Source organism: Pseudomonas sp. RGM2987, assembly GCF_022952855.1.
Taxonomy (GTDB): Bacteria; Pseudomonadota; Gammaproteobacteria; order Pseudomonadales; family Pseudomonadaceae; genus Aquipseudomonas.
In genome coordinates, this window is the sequence record NZ_JALJDX010000130.1 from 1 (window position 1) to 20,951 (window position 20,951).

Annotated in this window: 16 protein-coding genes; 3 read left to right on the top strand and 13 right to left on the bottom strand. The window is 59.9% G+C overall.

Translation table 11 applies throughout. The features are described from left to right. Positions 1-124: 124 nt before the first annotated feature. From brnQ to sdhC, 10 genes are all read right to left on the bottom strand, one after another. Complete coding sequence (gene brnQ, locus RGM2987_RS03765; protein ID WP_245138777.1) at positions 125-1,438, bottom strand: branched-chain amino acid transport system II carrier protein; 1,314 nt, start codon at positions 1,436-1,438, stop codon at positions 125-127. A 478-nt stretch (positions 1,439-1,916) separates the two neighbouring features. Beyond that, the gene (sucD, locus tag RGM2987_RS03770; protein ID WP_003179236.1) at positions 1,917-2,801 is read right to left on the bottom strand and encodes a succinate--CoA ligase subunit alpha; all 885 of its coding nucleotides are present in this window, start codon (positions 2,799-2,801) and stop codon (positions 1,917-1,919) included. Beyond that, the gene (gene sucC, locus RGM2987_RS03775; protein WP_003179235.1) at positions 2,801-3,967 is read right to left on the bottom strand and encodes an ADP-forming succinate--CoA ligase subunit beta; all 1,167 of its coding nucleotides are present in this window, start codon (positions 3,965-3,967) and stop codon (positions 2,801-2,803) included. Before sucC ends, sucD begins: the two co-directional genes overlap by 1 nt. 197 nt (positions 3,968-4,164) lie before the next feature. Continuing rightward, positions 4,165-5,601 (bottom strand): dihydrolipoyl dehydrogenase, encoded by a 1,437-nt coding sequence (gene lpdA / locus RGM2987_RS03780; RefSeq protein ID WP_245138778.1) that lies wholly within the window; start codon positions 5,599-5,601, stop codon positions 4,165-4,167. Between the two features lie 110 nt (positions 5,602-5,711). After that, a complete protein-coding gene (gene odhB / locus RGM2987_RS03785; protein WP_245138779.1) occupies positions 5,712-6,932 on the bottom strand; it encodes a 2-oxoglutarate dehydrogenase complex dihydrolipoyllysine-residue succinyltransferase in 1,221 nt (406 codons plus the stop codon). 43 nt (positions 6,933-6,975) lie between these two features. Further along, entirely contained in the window at positions 6,976-9,807 is a 2,832-nt protein-coding gene (locus tag RGM2987_RS03790; protein ID WP_245138780.1) for a 2-oxoglutarate dehydrogenase E1 component, read from the bottom strand. 261 nt (positions 9,808-10,068) lie between these two features. Then, complete coding sequence (locus RGM2987_RS03795) at positions 10,069-10,773, bottom strand: succinate dehydrogenase iron-sulfur subunit (protein ID WP_207964740.1); 705 nt, start codon at positions 10,771-10,773, stop codon at positions 10,069-10,071. An 11-nt stretch (positions 10,774-10,784) separates the two neighbouring features. Continuing rightward, positions 10,785-12,557, bottom strand: coding sequence for a succinate dehydrogenase flavoprotein subunit (gene sdhA / locus RGM2987_RS03800; protein WP_245138781.1), 1,773 nt, complete (start codon positions 12,555-12,557; stop codon positions 10,785-10,787). A gap of 3 nt (positions 12,558-12,560) precedes the next feature. Then, positions 12,561-12,929, bottom strand: coding sequence for a succinate dehydrogenase, hydrophobic membrane anchor protein (gene sdhD, locus RGM2987_RS03805; protein WP_042731480.1), 369 nt, complete (start codon positions 12,927-12,929; stop codon positions 12,561-12,563). Next, positions 12,923-13,309, bottom strand: coding sequence for a succinate dehydrogenase, cytochrome b556 subunit (sdhC, locus tag RGM2987_RS03810; protein ID WP_245138782.1), 387 nt, complete (start codon positions 13,307-13,309; stop codon positions 12,923-12,925). The genes sdhD and sdhC overlap by 7 nt, the downstream gene beginning before the upstream one ends. A 351-nt stretch (positions 13,310-13,660) precedes the next feature. Between sdhC and gltA the strand changes: the two genes are divergently transcribed. Then, complete coding sequence (gltA, locus tag RGM2987_RS03815; RefSeq protein ID WP_245138783.1) at positions 13,661-14,950, top strand: citrate synthase; 1,290 nt, start codon at positions 13,661-13,663, stop codon at positions 14,948-14,950. 276 nt (positions 14,951-15,226) lie between these two features. On the opposite strand, the gene RGM2987_RS03820 is transcribed toward gltA, so the two are convergent. The 3 genes from RGM2987_RS03820 to RGM2987_RS03830 form a co-directional block, all read right to left on the bottom strand. After that, on the bottom strand, positions 15,227-16,885 hold the full coding sequence (locus RGM2987_RS03820) for a cation acetate symporter (RefSeq protein WP_245138784.1): 1,659 nt from the start codon (positions 16,883-16,885) through the stop codon (positions 15,227-15,229). Further along, positions 16,882-17,193 (bottom strand): DUF485 domain-containing protein, encoded by a 312-nt coding sequence (locus RGM2987_RS03825; RefSeq protein WP_245138785.1) that lies wholly within the window; start codon positions 17,191-17,193, stop codon positions 16,882-16,884. The genes RGM2987_RS03820 and RGM2987_RS03825 overlap by 4 nt, the downstream gene beginning before the upstream one ends. 315 nt (positions 17,194-17,508) lie before the next feature. Next, entirely contained in the window at positions 17,509-18,363 is an 855-nt protein-coding gene (locus tag RGM2987_RS03830) for a glycine betaine ABC transporter substrate-binding protein (RefSeq protein ID WP_245138786.1), read from the bottom strand. A 423-nt stretch (positions 18,364-18,786) separates the two neighbouring features. Between RGM2987_RS03830 and RGM2987_RS03835 the strand changes: the two genes are divergently transcribed. Further along, on the top strand, positions 18,787-20,079 hold the full coding sequence (locus tag RGM2987_RS03835; RefSeq protein WP_245138787.1) for a serine/threonine protein kinase: 1,293 nt from the start codon (positions 18,787-18,789) through the stop codon (positions 20,077-20,079). Further along, a complete protein-coding gene (locus tag RGM2987_RS03840; protein ID WP_245138788.1) occupies positions 20,072-20,860 on the top strand; it encodes a VacJ family lipoprotein in 789 nt (262 codons plus the stop codon). Before RGM2987_RS03835 ends, RGM2987_RS03840 begins: the two co-directional genes overlap by 8 nt. The last annotated feature ends 91 nt before the right edge of the window (positions 20,861-20,951 follow it).

Here is a 20,951-nt window from a genome sequence, read left to right on the forward strand (position 1 = left end):
ACAATGGGCTATGTAAGCTTTCAAGACACTGCTTCGACGTTAGCTCACCAGAAAAGACACTGCCGCCCAAAAAAATGCCCCGTATCGACTGATACGGGGCATTTCGGTGTTGGCCGTTAAGGGCTTACGCCAGCGCTTCGCTGCGCTTGCCCAGCAGGCGGTCACACACCACCGCGACCGCCAAGGTCATCACCGAAGGCACCAGCCACGCCAGGCCCTGCTCGCTCAGCGGCAGGTGGGCCAGCTGTGCCGGCATCCAGTCGGCAAGGCCTGCGCCCTTGAGCGCGTCGACCAGGCCAAACAGGAACGACACCAGCATCACCGGGCCGACGATGCGCCCCTGCTCGTGCCAGAAATCCTTGCAGAAGCTCAGGGCCACCAGGGCAATGCATGGCGGGTAGATCGCGGTAAGGACCGGGATCGAGAAGGCAATCAGCTTGGTCAGCCCCAGGTTGGACACCAGCAGCGAAAACGCGGCCAGGATCACTACCAGGGTCTTGTAGGACAGTGGCAGGACACGGCTGAAGTATTCGGCGCATGCGCAGGTCAGGCCGACCGCAGTCACCAGGCACGCCAGGGAGATCAGCACGGCAAGGAAGCCGCTGCCCAGGCTGCCGAAGGTGTGCTGCACGTAGGCGTGCAATACAGCGGCGCCGTTGGTCGCACCGGCGGCCACTTCATGGCTGCCCGAGCCCAGGCGGAACAGGCTGACATAGACCAGCGCCAACCCTACCCCGGCGATCAGCCCGGCAATGATGGCGTAGCGGGTGATCAGCGCCGGCGACTCGACGCCACGGGAACGGATCGCGTTCACGATGACGATGCCGAACACCAGTGCACCCAGGGTATCCATGGTCAGGTAGCCGTTGATGAAGCCTTGGGAAAACGGCGCCGCCACGTATTCCGGGGTCGCCACGCCGATATCGCCGGCAGGCAAGGCAAACGCGGCGATGCCCAGCACAGCCAGGGCAATGATCTTCAACGGTGCGAGGAAGCGCCCGACGGTGTCCAGCAAGCGGCCCGGGTAGAGCGAGATGAAGAACACCACCAGGAAATACACCGCGCTGTAGAGAAACAGTGCCAGCGGGCTTTCACCGGTCAGCGGCGCGAGGCCGACCTCGAACGAGACGGTGGCGGTACGCGGCGTGGCGAACAGCGGGCCCACCGCCAGGTAGCACACGGCTGCCAGCAGGCCGCCGGCGACCTTGCCGATCGGGCTGCTCAAGGCGTCCATGGCGCCACCGACCTTGGCCAGCGCCACGACGGTGATGACCGGCAGCCCGACAGCGGTGATCAAAAACCCTAGCGCCGCCATCCAGACATGAGGTCCGGACTGCAAACCGACGATGGGTGGGAAGATGATGTTGCCAGCCCCGACGAACAGGGCAAATGTCATGAAACCAAGCGCCAGGATGTCCTGGCCTTTCAACACTTTCATTAAGGAAACCACACTACTGAATCGGAATTTAGAGAGGGATTTCCCTTATGGGTGAGGGAAATGCTGTCGATCCGTATGAGACCAACCCGTTTGGCGCGTCGCTTCCTTGTGGGCAGCGAGCGCAAAAATGGCGGCTAGCCTAACGAATTTAGCGATAAAACGCACTGTTAAGGGGCGAACTATCCGATGCACGACGTTTCCGTGTCGCTTTTACGTATCTATTTATCCACGACCCTGTTGCTTACACCCGTGGCGAGGGAGCTTGCTCCCGCTCGACTGCGCAGCAGTCGCAAAACCAGGCAATGCGGTTCGTCTGGCTGAACCTCACGGTTATCGTTTGGGCCGCTTCGCAGCCCAGCGGGAGCAAGCTCCCTCGCCACAGGAAGAGCACATCACCGCGAAAGTTTCCAAAGGCCAGAAACGACAAAGGCCACCCGAAGGTGGCCTTTGTTGCTGGAACGAAAAGGTCAGCCGAAGCTTACTTCTTCATTTCCCAGCCAGTCAGCTCGGCCAGGGCCTTGCCGATGTCCGCCAGCGAACGCACGGTTTTCACGCCTGCGTCTTGCAGCGCAGCGAATTTCTCGTCTGCAGTGCCTTTGCCGCCAGAGATGATTGCGCCAGCATGGCCCATGCGCTTGCCCGGAGGAGCAGTCACACCAGCAATGTAGGAAACAACCGGCTTGGTCACGTTGGCCTTGATGTAGGCAGCCGCTTCTTCTTCAGCCGAACCGCCGATCTCACCGATCATGACGATCGCTTCGGTCTTCGGGTCTTCCTGGAACAGCTTCAGGATGTCGATGAAGTTGGAGCCCGGGATCGGGTCACCGCCGATGCCGACGCAAGTCGACTGACCGAAACCGGCGTCAGTGGTCTGCTTCACGGCTTCGTAAGTCAGGGTGCCGGAACGGGAAACGATACCGACTTTGCCTGGCAAGTGAATGTGACCTGGCATGATGCCGATCTTGCATTCGCCTGGAGTGATCACGCCTGGGCAGTTAGGGCCGATCAGGGTGATGCCCAGCTCGTCGCACTTGACCTTGGCTTCCAGCATGTCGATGGTCGGGATGCCTTCGGTGATGCACACGATCAGCTTGATGCCGCCGAACGCTGCTTCAAGGATGGAGTCCTTGCAGAACGGAGCCGGAACGTAGATCACGCTGGCGGTGGCGCCAGTGGCTGCTACAGCGTCTTTCACGGTGTTGAAGACCGGCAGGCCCAGGTGCTCGGTGCCGCCTTTGCCTGGCGTTACGCCACCGACCATCTTGGTGCCGTATTCGATGGCTTGCTGGGTGTGGAAGCTACCTTGCGAACCGGTAATACCCTGGCAGATAACCTTGGTGTCTTTGTTGATCAGGACGCTCATTATTTGCCCTCCGCAGCTTTGACAACTTGTTGAGCAGCGTCGGTCAGGCTGGTAGCAGCGATGATGTTCAAACCGCTTTCTGCCAGTACTTTAGCGCCCAGCTCAGCGTTGTTGCCTTCAAGGCGAACAACAACCGGGATTTTCACGCCCACTTCTTTCACGGCGCCAATGATGCCTTCGGCAATCATGTCGCAACGAACGATGCCACCGAAGATGTTGACCAGTACGGCGGCAACATTGGTGTCGGACAGGATGATCTTGAACGCTTCGGTTACGCGTTCCTTGGTAGCGCCACCGCCCACGTCGAGGAAGTTGGCTGGCTTGCCGCCATGCAGGTTGACGATGTCCATGGTACCCATGGCCAGGCCAGCACCGTTGACCATGCAACCGATGTTACCTTCCAAGGCTACGTAGTTCAGTTCGAACTTGGCAGCGTGCGCTTCGCGCGGATCGTCTTGCGACGGATCGTGGAAAGTCTTCAGCTTAGGCTGACGGTACATGGCGTTGGCGTCGATGTTGATCTTGGCATCGAGGCAGTGCAGGTCGCCGTCGGCCTTGATCACCAGCGGGTTCACTTCCAGCAGGGCCAGGTCGTGGTCTTGGAACAGTTTGGCCAGACCGACGAAGATCTTGGCGAACTGAGTGACCTGCTTGCCTTCCAGGCCCAGCTGGAAGGCCAGCTCGCGACCCTGGAATGGCTGGGCGCCAACCAGTGGGTCGATGGTGGCCTTGAGGATTTTCTCAGGGGTATCGTGAGCGATTTTCTCGATGTCCACGCCACCTTCGGTGGAAGCCATGAACACGATGCGGCGGCTCGAACGGTCAACGACAGCGCCCAGGTACAGCTCTTTAGCGATATCAGTGCACGACTCGACCAGGATCTTGGTGACTGGCTGACCGTTGGCATCAGTCTGGTAAGTCACCAGACGCTTGCCCAGCCACTGCTGTGCGAAGGCCTTGGCGTCTTCTTTGCTGCGAACCAGCTTGACGCCGCCCGCTTTACCGCGACCACCGGCGTGAACCTGGGCTTTGACAACCCATTCGCTGCCGCCGATTTTGTCGCAAGCTTCTGCTGCCGCTTCCGGGGTGTCTACCGCGTAGCCTGTGGATACTGGCAGGCCGTACTCAGCGAACAGCTGCTTACCCTGATACTCGTGAAGATTCATGCTTATTACCGTCTTCGTTAGGTACTGCGCATTCGGTGCTGCACCATTTTTAGTGCCGCACCACCTGTGACTGCTGCTCGCGTAGCCTTCCGGTGAACCGGTGCCGCTACGCGAGACTGCGTCCAGCGGACATTCCGCGGTGAGTCTTGCTCGCAAGGCTCACGACGGGCCGTACCGCCGTGGTTTCTTATTATCTGTTAACGCTTCTTGCGGTTGGCCACGTGGATGGCGCCGCCATTCACGGCCAGGGCCGCTTCGTGTAAGGCTTCGGACAGGGTCGGATGGGAGAAGACCATCATGCCCAGGTCTTCAGCGCTGGTGCCGAATTCCATGCCGATCGCGCCTTGCTGTACCAGCTCGGCAGCGCTTGGGCCAATGACGTGAACGCCCAACACGCGATCCGTCTTGGCATCGGCGATGACTTTCACGAAACCGCCGGTATCGTTGGCTGCCATGGCACGGCCACTGGCGGCGAACGGGAAGGTGCCGACGTTAACTTCAACGCCTTCGGCTTTCAAGGCCTGCTCGGTCTTGCCGACCCATGCGATTTCCGGGTGGGTGTAGATAACCGACGGGATCAGGTCGTAGTTGATCTGGGCTTTGTGGCCCTTGATACGCTCGACCACCATGATGCCTTCTTCGGAAGCCTTGTGCGCCAGCATCATGCCGCGAACCACGTCGCCGATGGCGAAGACGCCCGGTACGTCGGTTTCGCATTGCTCATTGACCGCAATGAAGCCGCGCTCGTCGATGTTCACGCCGCTGTCGGCAGCCAGCAGGTCGGTGGTCACCGGACGACGGCCGACCGCAACGATCAGCTTGTCGAAAGTGATGGTCTGTTCGCCATTGGCGTCGGTGTAGTTGACCACGACTTCTTCGCCGTTGACCTTGGAACCGGTCACGCGAGCACCCAGCTTGATGTCCAGGCCTTGCTTGGTCAGCGTTTTCAACGCTTCCTTGGAGACGGCGGTGTCGGCAGCCATCAGGAAGGTGTCGAGAGCTTCGAGCACAGTCACTTGCGCGCCCAGGCGCGACCATACCGAACCCAGCTCCAGGCCGATGACGCCGGCACCGATCACGCCCAGGCGCTTAGGCACGGACTGGAATTCCAGGGCGCCAGTGGAATCGACGATCACGTTCTGGTCGACCGGGGCTGGCGGGATGTCGATCGGGCGCGAGCCCGGCGCCAGGATGACGTTCTCGGCTTCGATCACTTCAACCGAACCATCAGGCTTGGTCACTTCGACCTTCTTGCCCAGCAACAGCTTGCCGTGGCCCTGGATCGAGGTCACGCCGTTGGCCTTGAACAGGGTGGCGACACCGCTGGTCAGGTTCTTGACGATGCCGGCCTTGCGGCCAACCATCGCAGCGACGTCCATCTTGACTTCGCCAGTGGAGATGCCGTGGACGTTGAAGCTTTCTTTCGCTTCCTTGTATTTCCAGGAGCTGTCCAGCAGCGCCTTGGAAGGAATGCAACCGACGTTCAGGCAAGTACCGCCGAGGGCCTGTTTGCCCTCGCCATCGGTGTATTTCTCGATGCAGGCAGTGCTGAGGCCAAGTTGCGCAGCCTTGATGGCCGCTACGTAGCCGCCAGGGCCCGCACCAATCACTACCACGTCGAATTTCTGAGTCATGAGTCATTCCTTTTCGAATCAAACCGGACGGCCGCTTGTGGTGACCGTCGTGGGACGAAACCGGTTGTTTCAGCAAGAGGCCGGTCAACCGACCGGCCCTCGCGGCGAAATCAGATATCCAGCAGCAGACGCGCCGGATCTTCAAGCAGGTTCTTGATGGTGACCAGGAACGTTACGGCTTCCTTACCATCGATCAGGCGGTGATCGTAGGACAGTGCCAGGTACATCATCGGACGGATCACGACTTGACCGTTGATTGCCATCGGACGCTGGATGATGTTGTGCATCCCCAGGATCGCTGCTTGTGGCGGGTTGACGATCGGGGTCGACATCATCGAACCGAATGTACCACCGTTGGTGATGGTGAACGTACCGCCGGTCATCTCTTCGATGGACAGCTTGCCGTCACGGGCCTTCTTGCCGAAGGTAGCGATGCCGCCTTCGATTTCGGCCAGGCTCATCAGTTCGGCGTTACGCAGTACCGGAACCACCAGGCCACGGTCGCTGGAGACCGCGACACCGATGTCGGCGTAACCGTGGTAGACGATGTCGGAACCGTCGATCGACGCGTTGACGGCCGGGAAGCGCTTCAGCGCTTCGGTGGCAGCCTTGACGAAGAACGACATGAAGCCCAGGCGTACGCCATTGTGGGACTTCTCGAACAGATCCTTGTACTTTGAACGCAGGGCCATGACTTCAGTCATGTCGACTTCGTTGAAAGTGGTCAGCATCGCCATGTTCGACTGGGCTTCTACCAGACGCTTGGCCACGGTGGCCCGAACGCGGGTCATTGGAACGCGTTTTTCAACGCGGTCACCGGCAGCGAACACCGGTGCAGCGGCGGCTGGCGCGGCTGGCTTGGCCGGTGCAGCGGCTGGAGCGGCTTTCTTGGCGGCAACGGCAGCCACCACGTCTTCCTTGGTCACGCGACCACCCTTGCCGGTGCCGGCAACGGAAGCGATGTTGATGCCGTTTTCTTCAGCGATCTTGCGCGCAGCAGGCGCGGCGACTGGATCGTCTTCGCCAGCGTCGGCAGCAGCGGCGGCTGGAGCAGCAGCCGGTGCAGCGGCGGCCGGAGCAGCGGCAGCAGCGCCGCCCTCTTCGATCGAGCCCAGTACCTGGTTGGACAGGACGGTAGCGCCCTCTTCGGCAACGATTGCGCCGAGCACGCCGTCAGCTTCGGCCAGCACTTCCAGAACGACTTTGTCGGTCTCGATGTCGACGATCAGGTCGTCACGCTTTACGGCTTCGCCTGGTTTCTTGTGCCAGGTGGCAACGGTGCCATCGGCAACCGATTCCGGGAATGACGGGGCTTTGATTTCGATAGCCATTATCTGTGGGTCCTTAAAATTCGGTTTCAGTCAGCACGAAGGCTTAAACAGTGAAAGCATCTTGCAGCAGTTTTTCCTGCTGCTCGGCGTGCATCGACGCATAACCACACGCAGGTGCAGCGGAAGCATCACGGCCGGCATATTCCAGGCCCAGGGCCTTGTTATGGTTGCCGATACTGCGACGCAGATGATGCTGGCTGCTGTACCACGCGCCCTGGTTCATCGGTTCTTCCTGACACCACACCACGTTGGTGAGGTTGGTGTAAGGCGCGATGGCCTCCATCAGGTCGTCTTCCGGGAACGGGTAGAGCTGCTCGATACGCACGATGGCGATGTCTTCGCGGCCTTCGGCACGACGTTTTTCCAGCAGGTCGTAGTAAACCTTGCCGCTGCACAGGATCAGGCGAGTCACCTTGGCCGCATCCAGTGCGTCGATTTCCGGGATAACCGTCTGGAACGAGCCTTCGGCCAGGTCCTCGAGCGTGGAGATCGCCAGTTTGTGACGCAGCAGCGACTTGGGTGTCAGCACGATCAGCGGCTTGCGCAGCGGACGGATGACCTGACGACGCAGCAGGTGGTAGATCTGTGCCGGGGTGGTCGGTACGCAGACCTGGACGTTGTGCTCGGCGCACAGCTGCAGGTAACGCTCCAGACGTGCCGAGGAGTGCTCCGGCCCCTGCCCTTCATAACCGTGCGGCAACAGCATGGTCAGACCGCACAGACGGCCCCACTTGTGTTCGCCACTGGTGATGAACTGGTCGACAACCACCTGGGCGCCGTTGGCGAAGTCGCCGAACTGGGCTTCCCAGATCACCAGCGCATTCGGCTCGGTGGTGGAATAGCCATATTCGAACGCCAGGACGGCTTCCTCGGACAGGAACGAATCGTACAGGTCGAAACGTGGCTGGCCCTTGTACAGGTGTTGCAGCGGGATGTAGGTGCTGGCGTCTTTCTGGTTGTGCAACGCCGCGTGGCGGTGCGAGAAAGTGCCGCGGCCTACGTCCTGGCCGGTGATGCGAATCGGGTGACCTTCGAACGCCAGGGTCGCGTACGCCATGGTTTCAGCGTAACCCCAGTTGATCGGCAGGCCACCGGCTTGCATCTTCTGCCGGTCTTCGTAGATCTTCGCGACCTGGCGCTGGACCACGAAGCCTTCCGGGATTTCCAGCAGCTTGGCGGACAGTTCCTGCAAGGTCTTGAGGTCGAAACGCGTGTCGTGACGAGCGGTCCAGGCGTGGCCCAGATAAGGACGCCAGTCCACGAACAACTCTTTGTTCGGTTCCTTGACCAGGCTTTTCACCACATGCAGGCCGTTGTCCAGGGCGTTGCGATATTCATCGACTTTTTCCTGGACGCGCTCGGCATCCAGCACGCCGCCCTGGGTCAGGCGCTCGGCATACAGCTCACGGGTGGTGCGCTGCTTGGCGATCTGCTGGTACATCAGAGGCTGGGTGCCGCTTGGCTCGTCGGCCTCGTTGTGGCCACGACGACGGTAGCAGACCAGGTCGATCACCACGTCGCGCTTGTACTGCATGCGGTAGTCGATGGCCAACTGGGTCACGAACAGCACCGCCTCCGGGTCATCGCCATTCACATGGAGAATCGGCGCCTGGATCATCTTCGCGACGTCGGTGGCGTACTCGGTGGAACGCGAGTCCAGCGGGTTGCTGATGGTGAAACCGACCTGGTTGTTGATCACGATGTGCACGGTGCCGCCGGTCTTGAAACCGCGGGTCTGCGACATCTGGAAGGTTTCCATGACCACGCCTTGACCGGCGAATGCCGCGTCACCGTGGATGGAGATCGGCAGCACCTTCTCGCCGGTCGGATCGTTGCGACGATCCTGACGGGCGCGGACCGAACCCTCGACCACCGGGGAAACGATTTCCAGGTGGGACGGGTTGAACGCCATGGCCAGGTGAACTTCGCCACCTGTGGTCATCACGTTGGACGAGAAGCCTTGGTGATACTTCACGTCACCGGAGCCCAGCTCGACCTTCTTCTTGCCTTCGAACTCGTCGAACAGCTCGCGCGGGTTCTTGCCGAAGGTGTTGACCAGCACGTTCAGGCGGCCACGGTGGGCCATGCCGATCACGACTTCCTTGGTGCCGTAGGAACCGGAACGCTGGATCAACTCGTCGAGCATCGGAATCAGGCTTTCGCCGCCTTCCAGGCCGAAACGCTTGGTGCCCGGGTATTTGGTCCCCAGGTATTTCTCCAGGCCTTCACCGGCGGTGACGCGCTCGAGCAAGTGGCTCTTGATGTCCGCGGAGTACGTCGGACGGCCACGAACGCTTTCCAGACGCTGCTGGAACCACTGGCGCTGCTCGGAATCGGTGATGTGCGTGAACTCAGCGCCGATGGTGCGGCAATATGTCTGCTGCAACGCTTCGTGAATTTCGCGTAGGCTCGCTTCCTCTTTGCCGATGAACAGGTCGCCGGCACGGAAGGTCGTATCAAGATCGGCATTGGTCAAGCCGTAATGAGTGATCGACAGGTCTGCAGGTGCAGGACGCTGCCACAGCCCCAGCGGGTCCAGCTGGGCTGCCTGGTGGCCACGCATCCGGTAGGCCTGGATCAGTCGCAGCACTTCAACTTGCTTCTTCTCGTGCTCACTGCTCACGCTGCCGGCAGACACCGGTTGGGCGCGGCGCTGGTTCTTTGCCAGCAGCACGAAATGATCGCGAATCGTCGAGTGCGAAACGTCGGTGGCAGAGTTACCGTCAGCCGGCAACTTCTGAAAGTAGGTGCGCCACTCTTCTGGCACAGCGTTAGGGTCGTGCAGGTAGAGCTCGTAGAGCTCTTCCACATAGGCAGCGTTACCACCGGAGAGGTGGGCACTGTTCCACATGCGCTGCATCACGCTTTCTTGCATGCTTGGTCACCCTCGATTAGGGGAACACCACCGGCGAAAACACCGAGCAAACTTGCAGAAGTCCGAGTGCAGCGACTAAAACAAGCCACTTAGGATCACGCTGATAGTCCGGGTACCAGCCCGGATGCCCCTGCTTGTCTCATTTCTTCAAAATAAGAACCGCCGCTTTGTGAGCGGCTGTTCTGGTTATGCTACGACGCGGGTTGAAGCCCGCGCCCTAGCCTCTACGGGTACAACGGTTCTACGGGTACAGCAGCTGAATCACACGCCGTTTTGCAGCAGCATGTTACGCACGTGACCGATGGCCTTAGTCGGGTTCAGGCCTTTCGGACATACGTTGACGCAGTTCATGATCCCGCGGCAGCGGAAGACGCTGAACGGGTCATCCAGTGCGGCCAGACGCTCGGACGTCTTGGTATCACGGCTGTCTGCCAGGAAGCGATACGCTTGCAGCAGGGCGGCCGGGCCCAGGAACTTGTCCGGGTTCCACCAGAAGGACGGGCACGAGGTCGAGCAGCAGGCGCACAGGATGCACTCGTACAGACCGTCGAGCTTTTCACGCTCTTCCGGGGACTGCAGACGCTCGATGGCCGGAGCCGGCGTGTCGTTCTGCAGGAATGGCTTCACCTTCTCGTATTGCTTGTAGAAGATGCTCATATCGACGACCAGGTCACGGATGACCGGCAAACCTGGCAACGGACGAACCACCAGCTTGTTGCCCTTGACCACGGCCGACAGTGGCGTGATGCAGGCCAGGCCGTTCTTGCCGTTGATGTTCATGCCATCGGAGCCGCAAACGCCCTCGCGGCAGGAACGACGGTAGGAGAAGCCTTCGTCCTGTTCCTTGATCAGGGCCAGCACGTCCAGCACCATCAGGTCTTTACCACCGGTATCGACCTGGAAGTCCTGCATGAACGGCGCAGCGTCCTGATCAGGGTTGTAGCGATAAACACTGACTTGCAACATAGCGGTCACCCTTAATAAGTCCGGACTTTTGGTTCGAAAGTCGGAACAGTCTTCGGCGAGAAGTTCACGGCACGCTTGGCGACGCGTTTTTCACCCGGGAAGTACAAGGTGTGGCACAGCCAGTTTTCGTCGTCACGGTCTTCGAAGTCTTCGCGGGCGTGGGCGCCACGGGACTCTTTACGCACTTCTGCCGCGATCGCGGTGGCTTCGGCGACTTCCAGCAGGTTCTGCAATTCCAGCGCTTCGATACGCGCAGTGTTGAACGCCTGCGATTTATCGTTGATCTTCACGTTGGCAATTCGTTCACGCAATTGCGCCAGCTGGGCGATACCCTTCTGCATGTATTCGCCGGTACGGAACACACCGAAGTAGTTCTGCATGCAGCTTTGCAGCTCGCGACGCAGGGTGGCCACGTCTTCGCCATCGGTACGGTTGTTCAGCGCGTTCAGGCGCGACAAGGCCGCATTGATGTCGGCTTCGGTAGCGTCGTCGTACTCGATACCGTCGGTCAGCGCCTTTTCCAGGTGCAGGCCGGCAGCGCGACCGAAGACCACCAGGTCGAGCAGCGAGTTGCCGCCCAGGCGGTTGGCACCGTGAACCGATACGCACGCCACTTCACCCACTGCGAACAGGCCAGGGATGATTTCATCCACGCCTTCGGCGTTCTGGGTGATCGCCTGGCCATGAATGTTGGTAGGAACGCCGCCCATCATATAGTGACAGGTTGGAACCACTGGAACCGGTGCGACGACCGGGTCGACGTGGGCGAATGTCTTCGACAGTTCGCAGATGCCTGGCAGACGGCTGTGCAGCACTTCCTCGCCCAGGTGGTCGAGCTTGAGCATCACGTGGTCGCCATTGGGGCCACAGCCGTTACCGGCGATGATCTCTTTAACCATCGAACGGGCCACGACGTCACGACCGGCAAGGTCCTTGGCGTTCGGAGCATAACGCTCCATGAAACGCTCGCCATGCTTGTTGATCAGGTAACCACCTTCACCGCGGCAACCTTCGGTGACCAGTACACCGGCGCCGGCGATGCCGGTCGGGTGGAACTGCCACATTTCGATATCCTGCACCGGCACGCCGGCACGCAGGGCCATGCCAACGCCGTCACCGGTGTTGATCAGGGCGTTGGTGGTGGAGGCGTAGATACGGCCTGCACCGCCGGTCGCCAGCACGGTGGCCTTGGAGCGGATGTAGGTGGTTTCGCCGGTTTCGATGCAGATTGCGATCACACCGACGAAGGCGCCGTCCTGGTTCTTCACCAGGTCAACGGCGTAGTACTCGTTCAGGAACGTGGTACCGGCCTTCAGGTTGCCCTGATAGAGGGTGTGCAGCAGTGCGTGACCGGTACGGTCGGACGCTGCGCAAGTACGGGCAGCCTGCCCGCCTTTACCGTAGTCCTTGGACTGGCCACCGAACGGACGCTGGTAGATGCGGCCGGTTTCGGTACGCGAGAACGGCAGGCCCATGTGGTCCAGCTCGAACACCGCGGCCGGGCCTTCCTGACACATGTATTCGATAGCGTCCTGGTCACCGATGTAGTCGGAACCCTTGACGGTATCGTACATGTGCCAGCGCCAGTCATCGTTCGGGTCGGCGGACGCGATGGCGCAGGTGATGCCGCCCTGGGCGGATACAGTGTGCGAACGGGTCGGGAAAACCTTGGTGATCACGGCAGTCTTGTGACCGCCCTGGGCCAGTTGCAGCGCTGCGCGCATGCCGGCACCGCCGCCACCAATAATGATGGCGTCGAAAGAAATCGTAGGAATGTTAGCCATGAATCAGATACCCCAGAGAATCTGTACGCCCCAGACGAAGTAAGCGAACATCGCGACGCCGCATACCGCCTGGAACAGGAAACGTATGGCAGTCGCCGACTTGCCGAACGCCATTTGCGTCAGGTAGTCGGTGGCGATGGTCCACATGCCGACCCAGGCGTGAGCGCCCAGTGCGACAAGTGCCAGCAGACTGAAGATACGCATCCAGTTGTTTGCGAACAGTTCATGCCATTGGGCGTAGCCCAGGCCAGGGTTTGCTACCACATATCCGATCAGGAAAATGAAGTAAGCCGCGAGAACGACCGCAGACACACGCTGCGCCATCCAGTCATAGAGGCCCGAACGCGAGAGGTTCGTGACGTTGGTTACCATATCCAGACTCCTGCCAGAACGATCAGCACCGCAGACACGGCGATAATGATTTTCGAGCCCAGCTTGCCGCCTTCCAGCGTTTCACCGATGCCCATGTCCATGATCAAGTGGCGCACACCGGCAACCAAGTGATACAGCAAGGCGGACAGGATGCCCCAAATCACTAGCTTGGCTAGCGGACTGGTCAGACACGCTTTCACCTGACCGAAGCCTTCTTCCGAGTCGAGCGACTTGTCCAATGCATAAAGCATGATGGCCAGGCTGACGAAGAGAATGACACCGGAGATTCGGTGAAGAATGGACGTGTAAGCAGTGACTGGGAGTTTGATGGTCCTTAGGTCTAGGTTTACAGGTCGTTGGCTTTTCACGGCTTTTTTCACACTGAAGAGCCCCTAAGAATCAGGGCAAAGTTGTTGCGGCGCGCACTGGTCAGGTACTCACCACCCAGGGAGTGACGACCCCCAGCAAAGCTGGCCCAAAAGCCCCTGGCGGTCGGTGGCCGAGTATAGACAGTTAGGCTACTAATGACAACGCGTTCACCTTCCACTGATGGCGCATTGCACAAGCGCGGCAAAAGGCGTAAACGGCAGGCAATTTCGAGGAAAAAGTCCGGTTAAAGCCTTCTGGAGCAAGACTTTAGGCAAATTGACTTTCGGATTTATCTCACTATAGTGGTGCGGGCCCTGCGTGGGGGGTCTGTCTGATGATTCCAAGCATTAATAGGAGGCCACATGGCTGACAAAAAAGCGCAGTTGATCATCGAGGGCGCAGCCCCCGTCGAGCTGCCCATTTTAACCGGCACCGTTGGTCCCGATGTAATCGACGTACGGGGCCTGACGGCCACGGGCCGTTTCACCTTTGACCCGGGTTTCATGTCGACCGCCTCGTGCGAGTCGAAAATCACCTATATCGACGGCGACAACGGCATCCTGCTGCACCGCGGCTACCCGATCGAGCAACTGGCTGAAAAATCGGACTACCTGGAAACCTGCTACCTGCTGCTCAACGGCGAGCTGCCAACCGCAGAGCAAAAGGCCCAGTTCGTCAGTACCGTCAAGAACCACACCATGGTTCACGAGCAGCTGAAGTCCTTCTTCAACGGCTTTCGCCGCGACGCCCACCCGATGGCCGTCATGTGCGGCGTAGTCGGCGCCCTGTCGGCCTTCTACCACGACTCCCTGGATATCAATAACCCCCAGCATCGCGAAATTTCCGCGATCCGCCTGGTGGCGAAGATGCCAACCCTGGCAGCCATGGTCTACAAATACTCCATGGGCCAGCCCATGATGTACCCGCGTAACGACCTGACCTATGCAGAGAACTTCCTGCATATGATGTTCAACACCCCGTGCGAGATCAAACCGATCAGCCCGGTGCTCGCCAAGGCCATGGACCGGATCTTCATCCTCCATGCCGACCACGAGCAGAACGCCTCCACGTCCACCGTACGTCTTGCCGGCTCCTCGGGTGCCAACCCGTTCGCCTGTATCGCCGCCGGTATCGCCGCACTCTGGGGCCCGGCCCACGGCGGTGCCAACGAAGCGGTATTGACCATGCTCGATGAAATCGGCGATGTCTCGAACATCGACAAATTCATCGCCAAGGCCAAGGACAAGAACGATCCGTTCAAGCTGATGGGCTTCGGTCACCGGGTCTACAAGAACCGCGACCCGCGCGCCACCGTCATGAAGCAGACTTGCGACGAAGTATTGAAAGAGCTGGGTATCAAGAACGATCCGCAACTCGAACTGGCCATGCGCCTGGAAGAGATCGCCCTGACCGACCCTTACTTCATCGAGCGCTCGCTGTACCCGAACGTCGACTTCTACTCGGGGATCATCCTCAAGGCGATCGGCATTCCAACCAGCATGTTCACCGTGATCTTCGCCCTGGCGCGGACCGTCGGCTGGATCTCCCACTGGAAAGAAATGCTCTCCAGCCCGTACAAGATCGGCCGCCCGCGCCAGCTGTACACCGGCTACGAGTCGCGTGACATCACTGAGTTGCAAGACCGTAAGTAAGATTTTGGTCTTGCATTAAGGTCTCAAGCTGCACCGGAACGGCCCCCGCTTCTTTATATAAGAGCAGGGGCTGTTTTGTTTCTACCTTCTTTCATCCGTTGACCGGACCGACGCCTTCGCGGGTAAACCCGCTCCCACAGGGGGCCGCATTCCCATATGGGAGCGGGTTTACCCGCGAAGACGGCTGATCTGACACCTTCAAAACCCGCACACAAAAAAATACCCCAGCCTCTCGACCGGGGTATTTGCTTTGCAGTTGAAGCAGGTCGCCAGACCTTAGTGATTAACCGCCCCACTCGCCCCCAGGCCGGTCTGCGAACGCACGAACTGCGGGAAGAACAGCGCCCGCTCGTTGGCGGCTTCAGCCGACTTGTCGGTGATGGAGAAGAACCAGATGCCGACGAAGGCAATGGCCATCGAGAACAGCGCCGGGTATTCATACGGGTAGATCGGCTTCTCGTGCCCCATGATCTGCACCCAGATGGTTGGGCCGAGGATCATCAAGCCCACCGCACTGACCAGGCCCAGCCAGCCGCCGATCATGGCGCCGCGGGTGGTCAGTTTCTTCCAGTACATCGAAAGCAGCAGGACCGGGAAGTTGCAGCTCGCCGCGATGGAGAACGCCAGGCCCACCATGAACGCGATGTTCTGCTTCTCGAACAGGATGCCCAGGCCGATCGCCAGCACCGCCAGGGCGATGGTGGTGATTTTCGAGACGCGGATCTCGTCCTTCTCGTTGGCCTTGCCTTTCTTGATCACGCTGGCGTACAGGTCATGGGACACCGCCGAAGCGCCCGCCAGGGTCAAGCCAGCCACGACAGCCAGGATGGTGGCGAAGGCCACAGCCGAGATGAAGCCCAGGAAAATACTGCCGCCCACTGCGTCGGCCAGGTGCACCGCCGCCATGTTGTTACCGCCCAGCAAGGCACCTGCCGCGTCCTTGAAGGCCGGGTTGGTGCTGACCAGCAGGATCGCGCCGAAGCCGATGATGAAGGTCAGGATGTAGAAGTAACCGATGAAGCCGGTGGCATACAGCACACTCTTGCGCGCTTCCTTGGCGTCACTCACGGTGAAGAAGCGCATCAGGATGTGCGGCAGGCCAGCGGTACCGAACATCAGCGCCAGGCCCAGCGAGAAGGCCGAGACCGGATCCTTCACCAGGCCGCCAGGGCTCATGATCGCCTCACCTTTAGGGTGAACCTTGACCGCTTCGGCAAACAGCATGTTGAAGTCGAAGTTGACGTGCTTCATGACCATCAGCGCCATGAACGAAGCACCCGACAGCAGCAGTACCGCCTTGATGATCTGTACCCAGGTGGTGGCCAGCATGCCGCCGAACAGCACGTAGAGGCACATCAGGATACCCACCAGGATTACCGCGACATGGTAGTCCAGGCCGAACAGCAGCTGGATCAGCTTGCCGGCACCGACCATCTGCGCGATCAGGTAGAACGCCACCACCACCAGCGAACCGCTGGCAGACAGGGTGCGGATCTGCTTTTGCCCCAGGCGATAGGACGCCACGTCGGCAAAGGTGTATTTACCCAGGTTGCGCAGGCGCTCGGCGATCAGAAACAGAATGATCGGCCAGCCCACCAGGAAGCCGATGGAGTAGATCAGGCCGTCATAGCCCGAAGCGAACACCAGCGCGGAAATCCCCAGGAAGGACGCCGCCGACATGTAGTCACCGGCAATCGCCAGACCGTTCTGGAAGCCGGTGATCCGGCCGCCTGCCGCGTAGTAGTCGGAGGCCGACTTGTTACGCTTGGATGCCCAGTAAGTGATGCACAGGGTCGCGCCGACGAAGACCACGAACATCACGATGGCGGAGACGTTGAGGGGTTGCTTCTGCACGGCACCGGTCAGGGCTTCAGCCGCCCAGGCCCCCGGGGCGAACGCTGCGATGCTCAAGAGAGCCATTAGACGCCGGATCATTGCTGAGCCTCCTTGAGAATCGCATTGTTCAGGTCGTCGAACTCGCCGTTGGCGCGTCGCACGTAGATGGCGGTCAGGACGAAGGCCGAGAGAATCAGGCCGACGCCGATGGGAATCCCCCAGGTGATCGTCAACTCGGGCGAAATCCTGGCCCCTAGTACGTGTGGCCCGTAGGCGATCAGAAGAATGAAGCCGGAATACAGCCCGAGCATGATCGCCGAAAGAATCCAGGCGAACTTTTCCCTTTTTCTCACCAGCTCCTTGAAGCGCGGGCTGTTTTGAATCGAGAGGTAAATGCTGTCGTTCATTGTTTTTATCCTCGCAGCACAGATTTAAGTTGGAACGACCCTACTCTATGCGGCTCAAGGTTAGGATCCAGACGACCTTAGTATTAGAACGACATGACGGTTTTGCCAGTTTCCCGCAAAATTTTCGCCGATCCCTTGTGGGAGCGGGCTTGCTCGCGAAGGCGGCCTGTCTGTCAGCTACCGGGTGACTGACTCACCGCATTCGCGAGCAAGCCCGCTCCCACAGGGATTTGTGTGAATTTGAAGAAGCTCGGACGAAAAAAAACCGCATGACGCGAAGTCATGCGGTTTTTTACAGCAGTCAAACCAGGCCGATTACTTGCCGGTCCACTCCTTCACGCGATCCGGGTGCTTGGCGACCCAGTCCTTGGCGGCGGCGTCCGGCTTGGCGCCTTCCTGGATCGCCAGCATGACTTCGCCGATCTCGTCTTTCGAAGCCCACTGGAATTTCTTCAGGAACTCGGCCACTTCCGGCGCCTTGGTCGCCAGTTCCTTGCTGCCGATACTGTTTACGGTCTCAGCCGCGCCATAGACACCTTTGGAATCTTCGAGGAAGCGCAGTTTCCACTTGGCGAACATCCAGTGCGGTACCCAACCGGTCACGGCGATGGATTCGTTTTTCTTCTCGGCACGGGTCAGCTCGGCGATCATGCCGGCGCCAGAACTGGCCTTGAGCTGGTAGCCGGTCAGGTCGTAGTCCTTGATGGCCTGGTCGGTCTTGAGCATCACACCTGAACCGGCGTCGATGCCGACGATGCGTTTCTTGAAGGAATCGTCAGTCTTCAGGTCTTCGATCGTCTTGGCCTTGACGTATTCCGGCACGATCAGGCCGATTTTCGCGTCCTTGAAGTTGGGACCGTAGTCGACCACCTGGTCTTTGTTCTTGGCCCAGTAGTCGCCGTGGGTGACTGGCAGCCAGGCCGACAGCATCGCATCGAGCTTGCCGGTCGCCACGCCTTGCCACATGATCCCGGTCGCCACCGCTTGCAGCTTCACGTCATAGCCAAGCTTTTGCTGGATGACTTCCGCCGCCACGTGAGTGGTCGCGACGCTGTCGGACCAGCCGTCAACGTAGCCGATGCTCAGGGTTTTGTTTTCGGCGCTGGCCAGGGTGGAGCTGATCGCCAGTACCAGTGCGGCACCTGCGCCCAAGAGTCGTCGCATCTTCATCGTTACTTCCCCGAAAGTGCTGCGCCCGCCGGATGCCGGGCAGCGTCAACGTATAGTTATGGTGCACAGCGCCCCCATCACGCTCGCCTGCAAACCGGCCCGAACGCCAGTGGAGTACTGACCCGTCGATCATCAACCTGCGCCGATCCGGAACCTGCTCTGTCTGCGACGTCAAGGCATCGAGAAACGACATCAGAAAGCCAGCAGCGACCTCTGGCGTTTCAGTGTAGTCGACACGGACTTTTTGCCCGACCAAATCGGGCAGTCATCAGATGACTAGCGGCCAGCACACGCGAACGTGTATCGTCCCGCTACTATTGCGCCCCGTCCGTGCCTGTTTCGTGCCCATCATGGCACTTGGCTCAGCTTCGGCGGTCATAGGCTGCGAACCTCAATCGGCACCTTCCTCTTAGGGATCTCGTCATGCTCCGTTCCTTCGCTGCCCTCTTCGGCGGCCTTATCCTGAGTGCGTCCGCGCTGGCGGCAGATATCGACGCCGCCAGCTATGGCTATCCCTTGACCAACCCGTTCGAGGCGACCATCGCCACCACCCCGCCGGACCTGCGCCCGGAGCTGCCGCTGATCGAGGATATCAATCAGGCCGACTACAGCCTGACCCTTCGCCCGGAGCGTGAATTCATCCTGCCGGACAACTTCTGGCCGGTGAAAAGCCTCACCTACCGCCTGGCGACACAGGACAAACCGGCGCCGCTGATCTTCCTGATCGCCGGCACCGGTGCGCGCTATGACAGCACCATCAACGAATACCTCAAGCGCCTCTACTACAAGGCCGGCTACCACGTGGTGCAGTTGTCATCGCCCACCAGCTTCGACTTCATGAGCGCCGCTTCGCGCTTCGCCACGCCAGGCATTTCCAAGGAAGACGCCGAGGACATGTACCGGGTGATGCAGGCCGTGCGGGCGCAGAACCCCAAGCTGCCGGTCACCGAGTACTACCTCACCGGCTACAGCCTCGGCGCCCTGGACGCGGCTTTTGTCGCGCACCTGGACGAAACCCGGCGCAGCTTCAACTTCAAGAAAGTGCTACTGCTGAACCCGCCGGTGAACCTCTACACTTCGATCACCAACCTGGACCGACTGGTACAGACCGAGGTCAAGGGCATCAACAGCACCACCACCTTCTATGAGCTGGTGCTGAACAAGCTGACCCGCTACTTCCAGCAAAAAGGCTACATCGACCTCAATGACGCACTGCTGTACGACTTCCAGCAGTCCAAGCAGCACCTGAGCAACGAACAGATGGCGATGCTGATCGGCACCTCGTTCCGTTTCTCGGCGGCTGACATTGCCTTCACCTCGGACCTGATCAACCGTCGCGGCCTGATCATCCCGCCCAAATTCCCGATCACCGAAAGCACCAGCCTGACGCCGTTCCTCAAGCGCGCGCTGCAATGCGATTTCGACTGCTACCTCACCGAGCAGGTGATCCCGATGTGGCGGGCGCGCACCGACGGCGGCAGCCTGTTGCAACTGGTCGACCAGGTCAGCCTCTACGCATTGAAGGACTACCTGCACGCCAGCCCTAAGATTGCCGTGATGCATAACGCCGACGACGTCATCCTCGGCCCGGGTGACCTGGGTTTCCTGCGCAAGACCTTTGGCGATCGCCTGACGGTTTATCCACTGGGCGGCCATTGCGGCAACCTCAACTACCGCGTCAACAGCGACGCCATGCTGGAGTTCTTCCGTGGCTAAATATCTCCTGCTTATCGCTGCGTTAATGAGTGCGGGCATGGTCCACGCCGACAACAGCAAGGCCAATGCGCCTGTGGTGGTGGATGAGGATGGCTTCAAGGAGCCATTGACCAAGCTCAAGTTCAACCCGGGTCTGGACCAGCGCGAATTCGAGCGCTCGACCCTCAATGCCCTGGCCGTCTACGATCCGCTGGAGTCGTGGAACCGCCGGGTCTACCACTTCAACTACCGCTTCGACCAATGGGTATTCCTACCGGTGGTCGATGGCTACCGCTACATCACGCCGAGCTTCATGCGCACCGGGGTCAGCAACTTCTTCAATAACCTGGGAGACGTGCCGAACCTGATGAACAGCCTGCTGCAATTCAAGGGCAAGCGTTCGATGGAAACCACCGCGCGGCTGTTGCTCAACACCACCGTCGGCATCGCCGGCCTGTGGGACCCGGCCACCGCCATGGGCCTGCCGCGCCAGAGCGAAGACTTCGGCCAGACGCTGGGCTTCTACGGCGTGCCGGCCGGCGCGTATTTCGTACTGCCGATCTTCGGCCCTTCGAACCTGCGCGACACCTCAGGCCTGCTGGTGGACTACACGGCCGAATCGGCGATCAACTTCCTGAACGTCTCCGAAGTCAGCGCCAACCACCCGGAACTGCTGCTCCTGCGCGGCGTCGACAAGCGCTACCAGACCAGCTTCCGCTACGGCCAGCTGAACTCGCCGTTCGAGTACGAGAAGGTGCGGTATGTGTATACGGAGTCGCGCAAGTTGCAGATAGCCGAGTAACCCGCGACTAGCACTAATCCATGTGGGAGCGGGCTTGCTCGCGAAGACGGTGTATCAGTCAGCCTATTTGTAGCTGACACACCGTCTTCGC

Excerpts from the sequence above, each read along its gene's own strand:
- brnQ (WP_245138777.1), bottom strand. The coding sequence starts at position 1,438 with ATGAAAGTGTTGAAAGGCCAGGACATCCTGGCGCTTGGTTTCATGACA.
- sucD (WP_003179236.1), bottom strand. The coding sequence starts at position 2,801 with ATGAGCGTCCTGATCAACAAAGACACCAAGGTTATCTGCCAGGGTATT.
- sucC (WP_003179235.1), bottom strand. The coding sequence starts at position 3,967 with ATGAATCTTCACGAGTATCAGGGTAAGCAGCTGTTCGCTGAGTACGGC.
- lpdA (WP_245138778.1), bottom strand. The coding sequence starts at position 5,601 with ATGACTCAGAAATTCGACGTGGTAGTGATTGGTGCGGGCCCTGGCGGC.
- odhB (WP_245138779.1), bottom strand. The coding sequence starts at position 6,932 with ATGGCTATCGAAATCAAAGCCCCGTCATTCCCGGAATCGGTTGCCGAT.
- RGM2987_RS03790 (WP_245138780.1), bottom strand. The coding sequence starts at position 9,807 with ATGCAAGAAAGCGTGATGCAGCGCATGTGGAACAGTGCCCACCTCTCC.
- RGM2987_RS03795 (WP_207964740.1), bottom strand. The coding sequence starts at position 10,773 with ATGTTGCAAGTCAGTGTTTATCGCTACAACCCTGATCAGGACGCTGCG.
- sdhA (WP_245138781.1), bottom strand. The coding sequence starts at position 12,557 with ATGGCTAACATTCCTACGATTTCTTTCGACGCCATCATTATTGGTGGC.
- sdhD (WP_042731480.1), bottom strand. The coding sequence starts at position 12,929 with ATGGTAACCAACGTCACGAACCTCTCGCGTTCGGGCCTCTATGACTGG.
- gltA (WP_245138783.1), top strand. The coding sequence starts at position 13,661 with ATGGCTGACAAAAAAGCGCAGTTGATCATCGAGGGCGCAGCCCCCGTC.
- RGM2987_RS03820 (WP_245138784.1), bottom strand. The coding sequence starts at position 16,885 with ATGATCCGGCGTCTAATGGCTCTCTTGAGCATCGCAGCGTTCGCCCCG.
- RGM2987_RS03825 (WP_245138785.1), bottom strand. The coding sequence starts at position 17,193 with ATGAACGACAGCATTTACCTCTCGATTCAAAACAGCCCGCGCTTCAAG.
- RGM2987_RS03830 (WP_245138786.1), bottom strand. The coding sequence starts at position 18,363 with ATGAAGATGCGACGACTCTTGGGCGCAGGTGCCGCACTGGTACTGGCG.
- RGM2987_RS03835 (WP_245138787.1), top strand. The coding sequence starts at position 18,787 with ATGCTCCGTTCCTTCGCTGCCCTCTTCGGCGGCCTTATCCTGAGTGCG.